Source organism: Salinirussus salinus, assembly GCF_009831455.1.
Lineage (GTDB): Archaea > Halobacteriota > Halobacteria > Halobacteriales > Haloarculaceae > Salinirussus > Salinirussus salinus.
The window spans coordinates 325,480-343,781 of record NZ_WOWO01000002.1 but is presented as its reverse complement, the minus strand read 5'-3'; the positions used below and the strand labels follow the sequence as shown (position 1 = coordinate 343,781).

At 67.6% G+C, this 18,302-nt stretch carries 16 protein-coding genes; 11 read left to right on the top strand and 5 right to left on the bottom strand.

Annotation, left to right across the window (positions count from 1 at the left end; all coding sequences use genetic code 11):
* Positions 1 to 2 precede the first annotated feature (2 nt).
* The 4 genes from GN153_RS04890 to GN153_RS04875 are packed head-to-tail and all read left to right on the top strand — an operon-like array spanning position 3 to position 6,026.
* Entirely contained in the window at positions 3 to 2,279 is a 2,277-nt protein-coding gene (locus GN153_RS04890; RefSeq protein ID WP_159900410.1) for a PrkA family serine protein kinase, read from the top strand.
* Between the two features lie 13 nt (positions 2,280 to 2,292).
* A complete protein-coding gene (locus GN153_RS04885) occupies positions 2,293 to 3,609 on the top strand; it encodes a YeaH/YhbH family protein (RefSeq protein WP_159900408.1) in 1,317 nt (438 codons plus the stop codon).
* Complete coding sequence (locus tag GN153_RS04880; RefSeq protein ID WP_159900406.1) at positions 3,606 to 5,603, top strand: SpoVR family protein; 1,998 nt, start codon at positions 3,606 to 3,608, stop codon at positions 5,601 to 5,603. The genes GN153_RS04885 and GN153_RS04880 overlap by 4 nt, the downstream gene beginning before the upstream one ends.
* 39 nt (positions 5,604 to 5,642) lie before the next feature.
* Positions 5,643 to 6,026, top strand: a complete 384-nt coding sequence (locus tag GN153_RS04875) for a secondary thiamine-phosphate synthase enzyme YjbQ (RefSeq protein WP_159900404.1) — start codon at positions 5,643 to 5,645, stop codon at positions 6,024 to 6,026.
* Between the two features lie 40 nt (positions 6,027 to 6,066).
* Here the strand turns inward: GN153_RS04875 and GN153_RS04870 are convergent, their stop codons facing one another.
* Positions 6,067 to 8,037 (bottom strand): AMP-dependent synthetase/ligase, encoded by a 1,971-nt coding sequence (locus tag GN153_RS04870; RefSeq protein ID WP_159900402.1) that lies wholly within the window; start codon positions 8,035 to 8,037, stop codon positions 6,067 to 6,069.
* 185 nt (positions 8,038 to 8,222) lie between these two features.
* On the opposite strand from GN153_RS04870, the gene GN153_RS04865 reads away from it, so the two are divergent.
* From GN153_RS04865 to GN153_RS04850, 4 genes are all read left to right on the top strand, one after another.
* Entirely contained in the window at positions 8,223 to 9,050 is an 828-nt protein-coding gene (locus GN153_RS04865) for an NOP5/NOP56 family protein (RefSeq protein ID WP_159900400.1), read from the top strand.
* Positions 9,047 to 9,673, top strand: coding sequence for a fibrillarin-like rRNA/tRNA 2'-O-methyltransferase (locus GN153_RS04860; RefSeq protein ID WP_159900398.1), 627 nt, complete (start codon positions 9,047 to 9,049; stop codon positions 9,671 to 9,673). Before GN153_RS04865 ends, GN153_RS04860 begins: the two co-directional genes overlap by 4 nt.
* Positions 9,674 to 9,751: 78 nt before the next feature.
* Positions 9,752 to 10,450: a TMEM165/GDT1 family protein gene (locus GN153_RS04855; protein ID WP_159900396.1), complete on the top strand. Its 699-nt coding sequence runs from the start codon at positions 9,752 to 9,754 to the stop codon at positions 10,448 to 10,450.
* A 161-nt stretch (positions 10,451 to 10,611) separates the two neighbouring features.
* Entirely contained in the window at positions 10,612 to 11,535 is a 924-nt protein-coding gene (locus GN153_RS04850; protein ID WP_159900394.1) for an A/G-specific adenine glycosylase, read from the top strand.
* A 50-nt stretch (positions 11,536 to 11,585) separates the two neighbouring features.
* Here GN153_RS04850 and GN153_RS04845 read toward each other — a convergent pair whose 3' ends face one another.
* The 4 genes from GN153_RS04845 to GN153_RS04830 are packed head-to-tail and all read right to left on the bottom strand — an operon-like array spanning position 11,586 to position 14,795.
* On the bottom strand, positions 11,586 to 12,404 hold the full coding sequence (locus GN153_RS04845; protein WP_159900392.1) for a hypothetical protein: 819 nt from the start codon (positions 12,402 to 12,404) through the stop codon (positions 11,586 to 11,588).
* A gap of 2 nt (positions 12,405 to 12,406) precedes the next feature.
* Entirely contained in the window at positions 12,407 to 13,129 is a 723-nt protein-coding gene (locus tag GN153_RS04840; protein WP_159900389.1) for an ABC transporter ATP-binding protein, read from the bottom strand.
* A complete protein-coding gene (locus tag GN153_RS04835) occupies positions 13,126 to 13,902 on the bottom strand; it encodes an ABC transporter ATP-binding protein (protein WP_159900387.1) in 777 nt (258 codons plus the stop codon). The genes GN153_RS04840 and GN153_RS04835 overlap by 4 nt, the downstream gene beginning before the upstream one ends.
* Complete coding sequence (locus GN153_RS04830) at positions 13,899 to 14,795, bottom strand: branched-chain amino acid ABC transporter permease (RefSeq protein WP_201287810.1); 897 nt, start codon at positions 14,793 to 14,795, stop codon at positions 13,899 to 13,901. Before GN153_RS04830 ends, GN153_RS04835 begins: the two co-directional genes overlap by 4 nt.
* Positions 14,796 to 14,994: 199 nt before the next feature.
* Between GN153_RS04830 and GN153_RS04825 the strand changes: the two genes are divergently transcribed.
* The 3 genes from GN153_RS04825 (at position 14,995) to GN153_RS04815 (ending at position 18,269) form a co-directional block, all read left to right on the top strand.
* A complete protein-coding gene (locus tag GN153_RS04825; protein WP_159900385.1) occupies positions 14,995 to 16,326 on the top strand; it encodes an ABC transporter substrate-binding protein in 1,332 nt (443 codons plus the stop codon).
* Positions 16,327 to 16,344: 18 nt separating this feature from the next.
* The gene (locus GN153_RS04820; protein ID WP_159900383.1) at positions 16,345 to 17,616 is read left to right on the top strand and encodes a branched-chain amino acid ABC transporter permease; all 1,272 of its coding nucleotides are present in this window, start codon (positions 16,345 to 16,347) and stop codon (positions 17,614 to 17,616) included.
* Between the two features lie 77 nt (positions 17,617 to 17,693).
* Positions 17,694 to 18,269, top strand: coding sequence for an NADPH-dependent FMN reductase (locus GN153_RS04815; protein ID WP_159900381.1), 576 nt, complete (start codon positions 17,694 to 17,696; stop codon positions 18,267 to 18,269).
* The last annotated feature ends 33 nt before the right edge of the window (positions 18,270 to 18,302 follow it).

Here is an 18,302-nt window from a genome sequence, read left to right as displayed (position 1 = left end):
CGATGACCGAGGATTTCATCGAAGCGGCCGACCGCGCGCTCGAGGGAGCCTACGAGGAGCCGATGAGTCTCGCGGCCTACGTCGACGCCCTCTTCGAGCAGCCCGAACTCGCAGCCCACGCCTCGAAGTACCTGCTGGAGGCCATCGAGGACGCCGGCACCCGGACCGTCATCGAGGAAGGCGAGGAGAAGACCCGCTACCGCTTTTTCGACGACCCCCACAACGACGGGGAGCACGCAATCCTCGGCAACACGGACGTGCTCAACGGGCTGGTCGACGACCTGCGCTCTATCGCCGCCGGCCGCGGCAAGGAGGAGAAGATCATCTGGGTCGACGGCCCCACCGCCACCGGGAAGTCGGAGCTCAAGCGCTGCCTGATAAACGGGCTTCGGGAGTACTCCAAGACCGACCAGGGTCGGCGGTACACCGTCGAGTGGAACGTCGCCGGCGCGGGTGACTCGCCCGGCCTGACCTACGGAGGCGACGCCGCACCCGACGAGGACGACTGGTACGAGAGCCCGGTCCAGTCACACCCACTGTCGGTGTTCCCCCAGGAGGTCCGCGAGCAGGTCCTCGCCGAGCTCAATGCGGCCTCGGGCGACCACATCCCGGTGCGCCTGGAGGCCGACCTGGACCCGTTCTCCCGGGAGGCCTACGAGCACCTCGAGGAGCAGTACCGCCGGCAGGGCGTCGAGGACCTGTTCTCGGCGGTGACGGACCCGAAACACCTCCGCGTGAAGAACTTCGTCGTCGACATCGGCCGCGGGATCGGCGTGCTCCACAGCGAGGACGAGGGCCCCCCCAAGGAGCGTCTGGTCGGGTCGTGGATGAACGGGATGCTCCGCGAGCTGGGGTCGCGGGGCCGGAAGAACCCCCAGGCGTTCTCGTATGACGGCGTGCTCTCGCAGGGCAACGGTCTGCTGACTATCGTCGAGGACGCCGCCCAGCACGCCGACCTGCTCCAGAAGCTGCTGAACGTCCCCGACGAGGGCCACGTCAAGCTCGACAAGGGGATCGGGATGGACGTCGACACCCAGCTGGTGATCATCTCGAACCCGGACCTGGAGGCGACGCTGAACCAGCACGCCGACCGGGAGGGCCAGGACCCGCTGAAGGCGCTCAAGCGTCGGCTCGACAAGTGGGAGTTCCGCTACCTGACGAACCTCTCGCTGGAGGCCGAACTCCTCCGCCGGGAGCTGACAAACGAGACCGCCGTCTGGAAGGCCGACTCCTGGGACCAGCTCGAGACGTGGATCCGCGAGCCGTTGCGGGTCGACGTCCGCGGCGACGACAACGTCGTGACCGAGCGCGAACTCGCGCCCCACGCCATCGAGGCGGCGGCGCTGTACAGCGTCGTCACCCGGCTGGACGCCGGGGACGTCCCCGGCGGGCTGGACCTTGTCGACAAGGCGCTGTTGTTCGACCGGGGGTACCTCCAGGAGGGCGACGAGCGCGTCGACATCGACGACTTCGACTTCGGCGAGGGCGGGAGCGACGGCGAGGGCGGGATCCCCGTCACGTTCACCCGGGACGTGGTCGCCGACCTGCTCAACAGGGAATCCGACCGGTTCCACGACGAGCTCGCCGTCGAACGGGTCATCATGCCCCGGGACGTGCTGAACACGATGGCCGACGACCTGACGACCGCGCCGGTGTTCTCGAACACCGAGGCCGCGGAGTTCGAGGAGCGGGTGGTGCCGGTCAAAAACTACATCTTCGGCCGCCAGGAGGAGGACGTGCTGGACGCGATGATGCGCGAAAAGCGGGTCGACGAGGGGACCGTCGAGGAGTACGTCGAGCACGTCTACGCGTGGGCCGAGGGCGAGCAGATCGAGAACGACCGTGGGGAGTACGTCGACCCGGACCCGCTGAAGATGAAGGTCTTCGAGGTCGAACACCTCGGCCGGTTCGACGAGGGCGACTACGAGGGCAACGAGCCCACCGACCCGGTCAGGGCGTTCCGGACCGAGAAGGTGATCACGGCGCTGAACCGCCACGCGTGGTACAACCGCGACGAGGACTTCGCGGTCGGCGACGTCAACCCCAAGGAGATCCCCGTCATCCGCACGGTGCTCGGGAGCCACGACTGGGACGACGTCCGGCGGACCTTCGAGGACTTCGACCCCCGCCAGTGGGACAATCCCCCGGCGGGCACCCAGACGGCCGACCTCAAGGAGTCGACGCTCCGGAACCTCCAGGAGATGTACGACTACAGCGAGGCCTCCGCGGAGCTGACGAGCAGACACGTCATGAGCCAGGTGAGCTACAAATGGGACTGACAGGTGAGAGCGAATGGGACTGAGAGACGACCTCGAGCGCTACCGGGAGGTGGGGGAGAACCGCCGCCAGGACCTGGCGGAGTTCATCCAGTACGGCGACATGGGCGGGAGCCGGCAGGACTCGGTCCGGATCCCGATCAAGATCGTCGACCTCCCGGAGTTCGAGTACGACCAGCGGGATATGGGCGGGGTCGGTCAGGGCGACGGCGACACGCCCCAGCCCGGCGAGCCCGTCGGCGAGCCCGAGGACGGCGACGAGGACGGCGACCCCGGCGAGGAGGGTGGGGAGCACGAGTACTACGAGATGGACCCCGAGGAGTTCGCCGAGGAACTCGACGAGGAGCTGGGACTCGATTTGGACCCGAAGGGCAAGCAGGTCGTCGAGGAGACGGAGGGTGACTTCACGGATATCACCCGGACCGGCCCCACCTCGACGCTGGACTTCGAGCGGCTGTTCAAGCAGGGACTCAAGCGCAAGCTCGCGATGGACTTCGACCGCGGCTACGTCCGGGAGGCGCTGAAGGTCGACGGGTGGGGCCCCGAGACGGTCTTCGAGTGGGCACGCACCGACGAGAACCTCCCGGTCTCCCGGCCCTGGGTCGAGGAGGCCTACGCCGAGATCCCCGACGACGAGAAGACCAAGTGGGCCAGCCTGGAGGAGATGGAGGCGAACGTCGAGCGCGTCGACACCGCCCAGCGGATCCGCCGGGAGGGGGTCGACCAGATCCCCTTCCGCCGGGAGGACGAACGGTTCCGGTACCCCGAGATCGTCGAGGAGCGCGAGAAGAACGTCGTCGTGGTCAACATCCGCGACGTCTCCGGGTCGATGCGGCAGAAAAAGCGGGAGCTGGTCGAGCGGACCTTCACCCCCCTGGACTGGTATCTGCAGGGCAAGTACGACAACGCCGAGTTCGTCTACATCGCCCACGACGCCGAGGCCTGGGAGGTCGAGCGCGAGGACTTCTTCGGGATCCGTTCCGGCGGGGGAACCCGGATCTCCAGCGCCTACGACCTGGCCGCCGAGGTCCTGGAGGAGGAGTACCCCTGGAGCGAGTGGAACCGCTACGTCTTCGCGGCGGGGGACTCCGAGAACTCCTCGAATGACACCGAGGAGCGGGTGATCCCGATGATGGAGGAGATCCCCGCGAACCTGCACGCCTACGTCGAGACCCAGCCCAGCGGCAACGCGATCAACGCGACCCACGCCGAGGAGGTCGAGCGCCACTTCCGGGGCTCGGACAACGTCGCCGTGGCGTACGTCTCCGGGCCGGAGGACGTGACAACGGCGATCTACGAGATCCTCAGCACCGAGGAGGAGGCAGACGAATGAGAGACCGACAATCGGAGATCGAGATGCAACGCGAGGCCGAAAAGTTAGAGGAGGCCGTCGAGGAGGCCGCCACCCTGGCCGGGAAGCTGGGGCTGGACCCGTTCCCGGTGAACTACTGGGTCGTCGACTACGACGACATGAACGAACTCATCGCCTACGGCGGGTTCCAGACGCGGTACCCCCACTGGCGGTGGGGGATGCAGTACGACCGCCAGCAGAAGCAGGGGCAGTTCCTCGGCGGGAAGGCCTTCGAGATCGTCAACAACGACAACCCCGCCCACGCCTTCCTGCAGGTGTCGAACTCCCTGGCCGACCAGAAGGCCGTGATCACTCACGTCGAGGCCCACAGTGATTTCTTCGCGAACAACCAGTGGTTCGGCCTCTTCGCCGAGGACCCCGACGCCACCGCGATGCTCGCGCGCCACGCCGACACCATCCGGGAGTACATGCAGGACCCCGACATCGAGCGCGCGGAGGTCGAGAAGTGGGTCGACCACGCCCTCTGTCTGGAGGACAACATCGACCAGCACCGCCCCTACGAGCCGGTCGACACCCACCAGGAAGCCTCGGAGTTCGAGCCCGAGGAGATCGACGAGCAACTCGAGGAGCTGAACATCTCCGAGGAGGTCCGCCGGCAGGTCTTCGACGACGAGTGGCTCGACGCGCAGGCTGACGACGAGGAGGGTGCCAGCTTCCCGGCCGAACCCGAGCCCGACATCCTCGCCTTCCTCCGCAAGCACGGCCGTCAGTACGACGCCGAGGCCGGCAAGGCCGTCGAGATGGAGGAGTGGCAGCGGGAGGTCCTCGAGATCCTCCGAGCGGAGGCGTACTACTTCGCGCCCCAGAAGATGACGAAGGTGATGAACGAGGGGTGGGCCAGCTACTGGGAGTCGCTGATGATGGCCGACGAGAACTTCGCGGGCGCAGACGAGTTCCTCACCTACGCCGACCACATGAGCCAGGTGCTGGGGTCTCCGGGGCTGAACCCCTACAAGCTGGGGCTGGAGCTGTGGCAGTACGTCGAGAACACCACCAACCGCCGCCACGTCGTCGAGCACCTGCTCCGCGTGGAGGGAGTCACCTGGCGGAACTTCCACGACATCGTCGACTTCGAGGCGGTCCAGGACCTGCTCGAGCCGGACGACCTGGTGGCCGCACCCACCGAATTCGACCTCTCGACGGTCGACCCCGACGATCCCCGGGTCGACGCCGAGGCACTCGAGGCCGCGCGAGCCGGCGAACTGGACCTGGAGGCGTATCCCTGGAAGCTGCTGACTTACGAGGGGCTCGCGGAGCGGCACTACTCGCTGACCAAGCCACAGAACCGCGGCTTCCTCTCGCGGGTCGGCCAGGAGGAACTCGAGCGGGTTTCCCGGTACATGTTCGAGCGCGACCGGTACGAGGGTATCGAGGAGGCACTCGCGGAGGTCGACTACACCGTCGGCTGGGACCGGATGCGGGAGGTCCGGGAGAGCCACAACGACGTGACCTTCCTCGACGAGTTTCTCTCCCAGGAGTTCGTCGACGAGCACGACTACTTCACCTACGAGTACATGCACGCCTCGGACGACTACCGGGCGACCTCGACCGACGCCGCGGACGTCAAAAAGAAGCTGATGCTCCAGTTCACCAACTTCGGGAAGCCCACCATCGTCGTCGCCGACGGCAACTACGACAACCGCAACGAGCTGTTGCTGGAGCACCAGTACAACGGCGTCGCCCTCGACATCGAGCAGGCCAAGGACACCCTCGAGCGGGTGTTCGAACTCTGGGGTCGGCCGGTCAACCTCCGGACCGTCGTCAAACGCTACGACGAACACGACGTGGAAGTCGCCCGCCGGCGTGACAGCGAGCCCACTCCCGAGGAGAAGGGGCTGGAGATCCGGTACGATGGCATGGACTTCTCGGAGGAAGAGCTCGACCGGGAGACCGTCGAACACCTCGCGGCCACCGACGTCGACTACGACACCAAACCCGAGGAGTGGCTCGCCTGACGGCGTAGCGTACTTCCCCTGTCCCGCCGTCCGTCCGGTATGGCCGACTTTTCAGTCAGCACCGGCGCGCGGCTGAGCGTCGTCGACGTGACCGACCGGGTCCGGGAGGCGCTTCCCGACGACGCCGAGGGGGTCGCGACCGTCCACGTCGACCACACCACCGCCGCTGTCACGGTCAACGAGGCCGAACCGCGCCTGCTGGGTGACTTCGAGACCGCCCTCTCCGACCTGGTCCCCGACGAGGGGTGGGACCACGACGCGCTGGACGGCAACGCCGACGCGCACGTCCGGGCGATGCTGGTGGGCCCGAGTGTGACGGTCCCGGTGCGCGACGGGGGGCCGGACCTGGGGACCTGGCAGTCCGTCCTGCTGGTGGAGTGTGACGGGCCCCGCACGCGGACGGTCCGCGTGCTCGCGGACTGACGGGCCCGGCGACAGGCCGCGGGAACACGGAACCCGCCCGTCAGTCCGCGGCGGCTTCCTCGGCGTAGAGTTGGTCGACTTTCTCCTCGTAGGCGTCGGTAATTTCACGACGTTTCTTCTTCATCGACGGTGTGAGCAGCCCGTTCTCGGCGGTCCACTCCTCGGTGACGAGTTCGAACCGTTCGACGGACTCGTGGGGAGACAGGTCCGCGTTGACCGCCGCGAGCGCCTCCCGGACCCACTCGCGGACGCGGTCGTCCTCGCAGAGCGCTTCCTCGTCGTCCGGGAGCGAGACGCCCTCCTCGGCGGCCCACGCGCGGAGCTGTCCGAAGTTGGGGACGATGAGGGCGGCCACGTACTTCCGGCCGTCGCCGACGAGCATGATCTGGTCGATGCGCTCGCTGGTTGCAAAGCGGTCCTCGATGGGGCCCGGCGCGACGTTTTTGCCCGTCGAGAGCACGAGCAGCTGCTTGAGGCGCTCCCGGAAGGTCAGGTAGCCGTCGGGCGACTCCGCGACGATGTCGCCCGTCCGGAACCAGCCGTCGGTGAAGGCCTGCTCGGTCGCGCCGGGTTTCTCCCAGTACCCCTCGGTGACGTTGTCGCCGCGCACGAGCAGTTCCCCGACCTGTCCCGCGGCCTCGAACTCCTCCTGTGGGACGACCGACTCGTCGATGCGGGTCTCGACGCCGACGACCGGCGGGCCGAGCGTCCCCGGGCGGATGTCCTCGAGGGGGTTCGTCGAGACCACTGGCGAGGTTTCGGTGAGGCCGTACCCCTCGACGACGGTGATGCCCATGCCGAGAAACAGCCGGATGAGGTCGGGGCTGAGGCTCCCGCCGCCGGAGACGAGAAAGTCGATGTTGCCGCCGAGGCGTTCGCGGACGGTGCTGTAGACCAGCCGGTCGGCGACCCCGTGTTTCAGGCGCAACAGCGGGCCGGGCGAGTCGGCGTCCGCGTACTGGCGGGCGACGCCGGCCGCCCACTCGAAGATGCGCGCTTTCGCGTCGGACTCGCCGGCTTGCTCGCGGATCGCCTCGTAGATCCGCTCGTAGACCCGGGGGACGCTGCCCGCGGTCGTCGGCGCGAGCTTCGGGAAGTCCTCGGTGAGCGTGTCCGGATTCTCGGCGTAGCCGACGCTCGCTCCCACGGAGAAGAGCGCGAAGTGCCCGGAGAGGCGCTCGAAGACGTGCGCCAGCGGCAGAAAGGAGATGGCGCGTGTCTCCTCGTCGAGCGTGGGCATCTCCGGCGGCTTGTCCGGCCGGGGGCAGAACCGGCGGTGGACCTGCCGGACGTTGGTCCGGAAGTTGTGATGGGAGAGTTTCACCCCCTTCGGGTCGCCGGTCGTCCCCGAGGTGTAGACCAGGCTCGCGAGGTCTTCGGGGTCCCGCTCGTCGACCCACTCCCGGTAGGTCTCCGCGTCGTAAGCCGCCGCACCCAGCTCGTGGACCTCGCCGAGGGTGTGGACGTCCTCGCGGTCGTACCCGCGTGCGGGCTCGTCGACCAGGACGATGTGGTCAAGGTCGAGGTCCTCCTCGACCTCCAGCAGGGTGTCGAGCAGACTCTCGTTCTCGACGACGACCGCCTTCGCTTCCGGATCCGCGAGCAGGTAACGCAGCTGGGCGGGCGAGGACTCGGTGTAGACGGTGGTGACGACACAGCCGGCCGCCAGCGCCGAGAAGTCGGTCTGTGCCCACTCCATGCGCGTGTTCGCGTAGATCCCGACCCGGTCGTCGGCCTCGAGGCCGAGTTCGCGAAAGCCGGTCGCCAGCTTCCGGACGACGTCCCGCATCTCGCCGTAGGAGAGGCTGGCGAACTCCCCGGTGTCGGCCGCCTGCACGACGCCCTCGGCGGCGAGCGAGCGGTCGTAGACGCCGCCCTTGTAGTGCTGTGCCGGCCGGTCGAGGTGGCGCGCCGCGCTGTCCTCGAACAGCTCGGGGACCGTACACCTGTCGGGAAGCTCGTCGCGGTACTCCCGCTCGGCCCGGAGCCACGCCGGCTCTGTCTGTGCCATACCGTCTCACGACGGGACCGGAATATAAAAATCACCGGCAGCAGGCGGCCTTCTCCGGTCCGGTAGCCGGATCGTACCCGGCCAGGCAGGGGCGGCCGGCCGGTGGAGTCCGCGGTCGAGGCGCTCCGCGTCGCGGGTCTCGCGCTACCGAAAGTCCATTTACAGGCGGGGCGTCTATGGCGGCCATGACCGGAGACACCGCCGACGGGTGGTTTCAGGACGTGGACCCGGGAGACCTAGACGGGGCCCGGGAGGCGATCGAGGGAGGGAGTGCCGCCGGACCGGCGGACTGGCCCGCGCTGGCAGTCGGCGCCGGCTTCGCGGCCGACGAGGACGAGTACTACGGCCTGCTCCACGACGCGACCGTCAGCGCGGCAGCGGAGGCGAGCCGGGAACGCGAACGGGCGGACGACAGGCAGCTCGTGCACAGCCTCCGGGCGATGGACGACGCGAGCCGGACTGCGAACGAACTCGCGGAGCGCGTCGCGGAGTGGGCCGGCAGCCTCGGGTGGCCCGACGACGCCGCGGATGTGGCCGACCGCGAGCCCGAGACCCCCGGCGAGCGGCGACTCGTCTCCCTCGCAGAGCGCGTCCGGGCCCTGGAGGAGGACGCAGCGACGCTCCGGGGGCACGTCGAGCGGACCGCGCCGTCGGTGGCTCCGAACCTGTCGGCGCTGGCGGGGCCCGTCCTCGCCGCCCGTCTCGTCTCGCTCGCGGGCGGGCTGGAGGCGCTGGCGAAGAAGCCCAGCGGGACCCTCCAGGTGCTCGGAGCCGAGGACGCGCTCTTCGCACATCTTCAGGGTGGGGCGCCGTCGCCGAAACACGGCGTCATCTACACCCACGAGTACGTCCGGGGGACCGACCCCGAGCAGCGCGGGTCGGCCGCCAGGGCGCTGGCCGGCAAGCTGACCATCGCGGCCCGGGTCGACCACTACAGCGGGGACAGGCGACCCGACCTGGACCGGGAGCTCGAAGGACGGATCGAGCGCATCCGCGCTCGTGAGGACGCATGAGCTTGCCCGAAGGCGTCCAGTACCGGACCGTCGGCGGCGAGCGGACGCTCGCGACTCGCGGGCCGCAGGTCTCCGAGGAGGCCACAGACGGCGAGTGGCGGGCCTGGGACCCCGCCCGGTCGAAGCTCGGCGCGATGCTCGACGCGGGGATGGAGACCGGGCTGGCGGGCGGAGAGACGGTGCTCTACCTGGGGGCAGCGGCCGGAACGACGGCGAGTCACGTCGCGGACTTCGCCGGACCGACCTACGCCGTCGAGTTCGCTCCCCGACCGGTCAGGGACCTGGTGGCCGTCGCGCGGAACCGCGACCGGCTGTTTCCGCTGTTGAAAGACGCACGCCGCCCCGAGACCTACGCACACGTCGTGGAGCCGGTCGACGTCATCGTCCAGGACGTCGCGACGCGGGGACAGGCCGCGGTCGCGCTCGAGAACCGGCAGTTCCTCAAGGACGGTGGCCGCCTGCTGCTCGCGGTGAAGGCTCGCAGCGAGGACGTCACCCGCGACCCCGAGGCGGTTTTCGAGGACGTCACCGCGGAGCTCGCCGAGGGGTACGAACTGCTGGCGCGTCGGCGGCTCGACCCGCGGCACGAGGACCACCTCGCCGTGGTGGCCCGCCCCGGGTGATGGATTTTTAACCGCCGGGGTTATTAATTAGACCCGTCTAAAACACTCGAATGACCGACGACGCCGAGGTGGTCTAACGTGGCCAGCTTCGCCGAAGTGTTCGTCATCGCGGCCACGGCGCAGCTCGCGGTGTTGCCCGGGGAGAAAGTCCAGCTCATCATTTCGGGGCTATCGACCCGGTACAACCCGTTCGTCGTGGTCGCGGCTGCGGGCAGCGCGTTCGCCGGGTGGACGGCCCTGGAGATCGTGTTCGGGCAGGCGCTCCAGGGCGCACTCCCGCCGGTTGCTCTGGACCTCATCGCCGCGGGGTTCTTTCTGCTCTTCGGCCTGCTGTTGCTCCGGTCAGCGCCAGCACCGGATTCAGACCCCCGGACGACCGAGACCGACGGCGGGTTCGACTCCATAGACCGGGAGCTATCGGTGTTCGGGGTCGACCTCCCCGAGCGGGCGGCGACCTTTCTCGGGATCTTCGCGATGATGGCCGTCGGCGAGTTCGGAGACAAAACCCAGCTGATCACCATCACGCTCGCGACCCAGTACACCGCCGGGGCGGCCATCTGGGCCGGGGAGATGGCGGCGATCATCCCCGTCAGCCTGGCCAACGCGCTGTTTTTCTACCGGTTCTCCCACCGTTTCGACCTGCGAAAGGCACATTTCGTCGGAGCCGGAGTCTTCCTGTTTTTCGCCACCGACACCGTCCTCAGTATCACGACGGGATATTCGGTGTGGGAGGAGGTCGTCAGTGCGGTGTCCTCCTTGCTGTTCGCGGTCGTCTGAGCGCGGGGGCAGGGACGGTTTTTATACGATGACCGGACCACCGCCCCCGTGACCTGACCAGCGACGGCGGCGTGTTCCGCGGTCGTGCGACACAGCACGTCGCCGCAGCCGGGTGTCGCCTGTTCGCCCCATTTTTACTCCGTGAGTGGATACACGGGTGCGTGGACGAGCCGGAGACCGACCACCTCCCGGAGGCCAGTCTGGAGGGGGCCCGCGTGGCGCTGCTGTCGTGGTACCGTGAGGACCACCGCTCGTTTCCCTGGCGGGAGACCACCGACCCCTACGAGGTGCTCGTCTCGGAGGTCATGAGCCAGCAGACGCAGCTCTCGCGAGTGGTCGAAGCCTGGAGGGAGTTCATCGAGCGGTGGCCGACCGCCGCAGACCTGGCCGACGCCGACCGCGCTGCGGTGGTCGGCTTCTGGACAGACCACAGCCTCGGCTACAACAACCGGGCGAAGTACCTCCACGAGGCAGCCCGTCAGGTCACCGAGGAGTTCGACGGCCAGTTTCCGAGCGAGCCCGCGGCTCTCCAGGAGCTGATGGGCGTCGGCCCGTACACCGCCAACGCGGTCGCCTCCTTCGCGTTCAACAACGGGGAAGCGGTCGTGGACACGAACGTCAAGCGCGTCCTCTATCGGGCCTTCGGCGTTCCTGACAGCGACACCGCGTTCGAGACGGCAGCCAACCGGCTCATGCCCACCGGGGAGTCGCGGGACTGGAACAACGCGGTCATGGAACTCGGAGGTGTGGCGTGTGGACAGACACCCCGGTGTGACGAGGCGGGCTGTCCCTGGCGCGAGTGGTGTCAGGCGTACGCCACGGGCGATTTCACGGCACCCGACGTGCCGGAGCAGCCGGCCTTCGAGGGGTCGCGCCGGCAGATGCGCGGGCGCGTGCTCGGGGCGCTGCGGGAGCACGGCGAGCTCGAACTCGACGACCTCGGGCCGCTGGTTCGCGTCGATTACGTCCCCGACGGAACCTACGGCCGCGAGTGGCTCCGGGAACTCGTCGAGGACCTCGCGGACGACGGGCTGGTCAGTCTCGAGGAGCGCAAGACGAGTACGGTTGCCAGACTCCGGCGCTAACGGTCTGCACGTGGATGACGGTGAGAATCGTGTGCCCTACCGGTGAATTCCTACGTCGCCTGTCGGGCCGTCACGTTCCCGACCCACGAGGGGGGGTCGACCCTCGTCGTGCCGACGTCAGTGTACTCCAGTGAGACGGTCGTGTTGAGCCGCTGGCCCTGTCGTTCGACGTTATAGGTCACCCGGTACGAACGGATGACGTTCCGCTCGGAGATCCTGGCTGTCAGCGTGACGTTCTCGAGCGGTGGAACGGATGCGGGTTCGACGGTTTCGAGAGTCACGAACTCGGTGCCGTCGACGGTCTCGGTGCCAGCGACTCTTGTCGAGACGAACCCGAACACGCGCGCCACGGCCCCGCCGTTGGCGAGGACTCTGCGGTAGTCGGCCGCGCCGTAGCCGGACTCGCTGGTCACGGTTGCCTCGCGTGTCCCGTTCTCGATGACGAGCCGGTACCGCTTGTCCCGCTCCTGAAATCGCTTGACTGTCCGGAGGGTCGTCCCGTCGGAACTGCGGTCGAACTGGCTGAGGGTCACAGTCGCCCGGTCACCGTCGCCAAACTTCCCCCGGGTGACGTACCGGGCCACGACCGTCCCGTTCGGGAACCGCTGGACCACAGACTGGGTCACCGAGTACGACGTGTTCTGTAGGGTCTGGGTGTGGACCCTGGCGACGTACTGTCCGTCGACGCCGGCGGCAGTCGTGGCGTTTGATGGAACACCAGGTGCGACGTCGCCGGGCGAGTCGGGGGCCTCCGGCACCGGTGCCGGCGTCACTGTCGTCCCCGGGTCGGGCGCTACCGCGTTACAGCCGGACAGCCCGACAGCGAACACGAGCACGAGCAGCCAGGTCTGCCTGGCTGCGGGTGGCATGGTCAGTCGCTCTCGGCGGCCCCCACCGAGAGGTACTGTTCGAGCAGGTCTTCGCGCTGTCGCAGTTCCTCGATCGAGCCGTCCCAGGCGTTCTCGCCGCTCTCGATGATGTAGGCCCGCTCGGAGAGGTCAAGCGCGAACTCGACGTTCTGTTCGGTGATCAGGACGGTGACGTCGCGTTCGACCACCTCCTCAAGCGTCTCGGAGAGGTCCTCGACGATGACGGGAGCGAGCCCCTCGGTCGGTTCGTCCAGCAGGAGGACGTCGGGGTTCTGGACCAGGGCCCGGGCGACAGACAGCATCTGCTGTTCGCCGCCGCTGAGATTCTGTCCTCTGCTCTCGCGGAGGTCGTCCAGGATCGGGAAGATCTCGTACATCTCCTCGATCGGCCGGGGGTCGGACCCGCCGGCCGAGTCACGCGCGACCTGGAGGTTCTCCTGGACCGTCAGCGTCGGGAAGATCCGCCGTTCCTCTGGGACGAGCTTGATCCCCATGTTGCTGATCTTGTCGACCGACAGCCGGGAGATGTCGCGCCCGCGGAACCGGATGTGGCCTTCCCGGCGGGGGATGACGCCGGTGATCGTCCGCAGCGTCGATGTCTTGCCCGCCCCGTTTCGGCCGAGTAACGCGACCACCTCGTTCGTGTCGATCGACAGCGAGAGGTCGAAGAGGACGTGGCTGTTCCCGTAGTAGCCGTCGACGTCCTCGAGTTCGAGGAGGCTCATGCTCCCGCGTCACCCCCCAGGTACGCCTCCTGTACACGCTCGTTTGCCATGACCTCGTCGGGGGTTCCGCTGGCGATGAGCTCGCCGTTGTCCAGCACGAGGATCCGGTCGGAGATACCCAGCACGACGTCCATGTCGTGCTCGGTGAGGACGAAGGTCGTGTCGGTCTCCTCGTCGAGGTCCCGGATCAGGTCGACCATGTTGTCGGTCTCGGAGGCGTTCATGCCGGCGGTCGGTTCGTCCAGCAACACGACCGACGGGTCGGTCCCCAGCGCCAGCGCGATCTCGACTTTCCGCTTGTCGCCGTGCGAGAGGTTCTCACAGACCGTATCGGCGACGCCGCCGAGGTCGACCAGGTCGATGACTTCCCGGGATTCGTCGGAAAGTTCGGCGTCCTTGCGGGCGATAGCCCGCAGGTCGCGGGTCCGGTCGTTCCTGCTGATCCGGGCGACCCGGATGTTTTCGGAGACGGTCAGCCCCTCGAAGACGTTGTTGATCTGGAAGGCTCGCGAGAGCCCGAGTTTGTTGATCTCGTAGGGCTCGCGGCCGGAGATGGTGACCATCTCGTCCTCGCCTCTGGGGAGCAGCTTCGCGGTCCCAGCGGTCGGTTTCAGTCGCCCGCTCAGAAGGTTGTAGAAGGTGGTCTTCCCGGCCCCGTTCGGGCCGATGATGCTGGTGACCTCGTCGCTGTCGATCTCGACGGTCACGTCATCGACCGCCACGAGCCGGCCGAACCGTCGTTCGAGGCCTTCGGTCTCCAGAACCGTGGTCATGCGTCCGCAACACCTCCCACCAGCCCCTCGGGTTTGAGCAACAGCACGACGATCAGCGCCAGGAACGGGAACAGCTGTCCGGCCCCGGCCGCGAACACACTCCCGACCGCGATCGAGAGTCCGATCACGTAGGCACCGACAAACGCTCCGGTGAAGGAGCCGAGCCCGCCGATGACTACGACCACGAACGCGTTGATGATGACGCTGTTCCCGAGCGCGGGCGTCACGGAGGTGATCGGAGCATACAGCGCCCCGCCGAGCCCGGCAAGCGCCGTGCCGATCAGAAACACTGCAGTGTACAGTCGCGGGACGTTGATCCCCAGAAGCAGGGCCATGTCCCGGTCACTCGACGTCGCCCGGACGAGCCGGCCGAAGTTCGTCGTCCGGAGGGCAAGCAGGATCCCGCCCAGTACGAGAACGGAGGCGAGGATGAGAAATCCGCGGTAGGCCCCCAGCCTGACGCCTTCAGTGATCACGATGGTGCCCTGAAAGATATCCGGCGGCGGAGTGAGCCGGGACTGGGAGCCGAAGACGAACCGGATCCCCTCAGTGATCAACAGCACGAACGCGAAGGTCAGAAGGAGCTGGTCGAGTTCGTCGCGGTCGTAGATCCGTCTGAGAAAGCCCATCTCGATGATGACGCCCAGCACACCGACGACGAGCGCCGCCGCGAGCGCCCCGGTCCAGAAGCCACCCGGGACGGCCCGGGCCACCTCGATGGAGGCGTAGGCGCCGACCATGAACAGCGCGCCGTGTGCGAAGTTCAACACCTCCATGACGCCGAAGATGAGCGTGAGACCGGATGCCAGAAGGAACAGCCAGCCCCCGATACTGAACCCGATGATCACCTGGTCAATTATGAGTCCCGCCGATACCATCGGCATCCATGACATGGAACAACACGTCATGGACCTAGAGATTAAATCTTTTGACGGCCGGTCGCTCTGTGATAGCATACACCACAGCAATCACGGACGTGCCAGCGGGGGGTAGAATGTGAATTTTTATTACCCCAGGATGATCAAGGAGGTACCCATGCGGGATAGTAACAGGCATGCGGAGGACGGATCGGACACCGGTGGGCTGGGTACGGTGGACCGACGCAAGTTCCTGACTGTGGCTGGGGCCGGCGCGACGGCCGCGCTGGCTGGCTGTTCGGGCAACGGCGGCGGTAACGGGGGCGGCGAGCCGATCCGGATCGGCGGGGTCTACCTGCTCTCGGGGCTGGCCGAACAGCTGGGGGCCGGGTCCGCGGCGGCCGCCGAGGTTGCCGTGGAAGCGATCAACGAGGAGGGCGGGATCAACGACCGCGAGGTCGAGATCCAGGTCCGCGACCACGGCGACGACCCGCAGGCCCAGATGCGGAGCCTGGTCCAGGAGTTCGGGGCCGACGTAATGATCGGGCTGACTTCCTCGGGGGTGACGCTGAACTCCGGGCCGACCATCGAGCAGCTTGGAGTACCCTTCACCCTCACCGACATCGGGACGCCGTTCATCACCGAACACGACACCGACACCTACGGTGACTACTACGACGAGGACGGCAGGGCGGCCGGTCTCCCGAACCTGTTCCGGACGAACTCGATGACCGCCCACATGACCTACGGCATCGCCCAGTACACCGCCGACAACTTCGACGGCGGGCTCCGGATCGCGAACATGGGGCCGGACTACGCCTACGGCCAGCAGTGCTGGGCCTACTACCAGGCCTACCTCGACGGGCTCGGCTTCGACTACGAGGTCGTCGCCTCGGAGTTCCCGTCGCTGGGTGCCGGGGACATGACCCCTCAGATCACCACGGTCCAGAACGCGGACCCGGACATCGTGTTCACCAGCTTCTGGGCCGGCGACACCGTCACCTTCACCAGCCAGGCGGCCGAGCAGGGGCTGTTCGAGGACATCGAGGACTGCTTCGACACCATCGGCGCCGACCCGGTGAACTTCAACTCGCTGGGCGACACCATGCCCGATGGGCTCCACTACTCCGGATGGTACTGGCCCGGCGCCTACGGAACGGATGCCGACCAGAACTTCATCGACACATTCGTCGACGCCTACGAGGACGACGACGAGATCCTCGCCTACCCGACCTTCACCGGCGGGAGCACGTGGGCTGCGGTCCAGATCTACAAGGACGCCATCGAGGCCGCGGGTGGAACCAACGCCGAGGACATCATCGCGGAGATGGAGGGGTACACCTTCGAGAACGACCCCAGGGGGACGATCACCCTCGACGAGACCAGCCACCAGGCCAACGCCTCCGTGGTCATCGGCGAGTCCTCACAGGACGCGGACGTCCCCTACGACGGCCCGGGCCAGACCAACATACAGACCTACAGCATCGAGCGGTCGGAGGCCCAGGACCTGCTGGAGGGCAGCGAGGGACTGCTCGGCGGCCAGAACGACCTCCCGCCGGGTATGTGACGACCGGGGACAGTATCGATGGCCTACGGATTCCCGGACCGGCTGAGCGGAGGGCGGAGCAGGACCCAGTTCACCATCGCCGCCATCCTGGCGGCGCTGTTGCTGGTCGGGTTACCGTACGGTATCCCGTTTCTCCTCCCCGGCGGGCTCGGCGGCTTCCAGATGTCGCTTCTGACCCGGACGCTGATCTTCGTCCTGTTCGCAACGGCGTTCAACCTGCTGTACGGCTACACGGGGCTGCTCTCGTTCGGGCACGCGATGTTCATCGCGGTGGCCGGCTACACGGTCGCGAAGACCGTCAGCCAGGTCGCACCTGCGCTGGGCCTGATCGAGACCTTCGGTGGCACAGGGTGGCTCGTGACCTGGGTGCTCGCGCTCGTGCTCGGGATGCTCATGGCCACCCTGCTCGCAGTCTTCGTCGGCTATCTCTCGGTCCAGCTCGAGGAGATCTACTTCGCGCTGATCACCCTGGCCTTTAGCATGGCCATTTTCGTGATGGCCAACCAGGACACCCCCGGCACGATACTCCAGGCCCTGGGCATCGGTGACGGGAACTTCACCAACAGGTCCGACGGGCTCACCTTCATCATGGGGGACGTGGACCTGTTCGGGGTGATCGAGTTCCAGCTGGTCGACATCGTCAATCCGTTCGGCTACTACTTCCTGACGCTGCTGGTGGTGTCGCTGGGAATGTACGCGATCTGGCGGGTCGTCCGGTCGCCATTCGGGCTGGTCTGTAAGGCGATCCGCGAGAACCCGGACCGTGCGCGCGCGCTGGGGATCGACGTGACCTTCCACCAGTGGATGACCTTCATCGTCTCCGGTGCCTTCTCCGGGCTCGCGGGGGCGTTGCTCATCCCGCTGGCGACGAACGTCAACCCGGAGAGCCACGCGTTCTGGACGGCCTCGGCCGACCCGGTCATCATGACCGTCATCGGCGGCCCCTACTCATTCTTCGGGCCGGCGATCGGCGCGTTCACCTACGAGTATCTCCGGTGGTTCATCCGGCAGTTCCCGGTGCTCGAGGCCCACTGGGAGGCCAGCTTCGGGCTACTCCTGCTCATCGTGGTGATGTTCTTCAGCAACGGCGTCTCCGGTGGGGTCAACCGCGGGCGGGCCTGGCTGAGCGAGGCCGCGGACCGGTTCCGGGAGGACGGCGCCGCCGGCGTCGGCCAGTTCGTCAGGGAGACCGTCGTCGGACACGTCACCTGGGCGCGTGACGCCGTCGTCGGCTGGGTCAAAGACCGGGTCACCGGCCTCCGCCGTCTGGTCGGCAGCGGCGCCGGCTGAACCCGAGCGAGCCGGGTCTGCGGTGACCGGCCCCCCGCCACCGAAGCATTTTGCCGCTCGCTTGCGCACGTGTTCGCATGCCACCCAGAATCGTCGCCGTCTGCGGGAGTCTGCGGGACGCAAGCCACACCCGGACTGCGCTCGGTCACGCGCTGGACGCGGCGGGTGACCGGGGTGCAGAGACCGAACTACTCGACCTGCGGACGTACGACCTCCCGGTTTACGACGCCGACCGCGACGACGCCGGCGACGCCCCGGCGTTCCGGTCGGCCGTCCGCGCGGCCGACTCGGTACTGCTGGGCTCGCCGATGTACCACGGCTCCTACAGCGCGCCACTGAAGAACGCGCTCGACTACTGCGGGTTCGAGGAGTTCGAGGACCGGACCGTCGGCCTGCTCGGCGTCTCGGGCGGGAGCTTCCCGGTGACGACGCTGGAGCACTTGCGGTCGGTCTGCCGGGCACTGAACGCCTGGGTGTTGCCCCACCAGGCAGCCGTCCCGCGGGCGGGCAGCCAGTTCCAGGACGGCGAGTTCGTCGACGAGTCGCTGGCCGAGCGGGTCGCGGTACTGGGCGAGCGTGCCGTCGAGTACGCCGACATCAGCCCCGACCCGGGTTCCTTCGAGGGCGACCAGAACGTCGGCGCGGGCGGCTAACGCAACCGTCATACGGCGGCGGACCCTACTCCG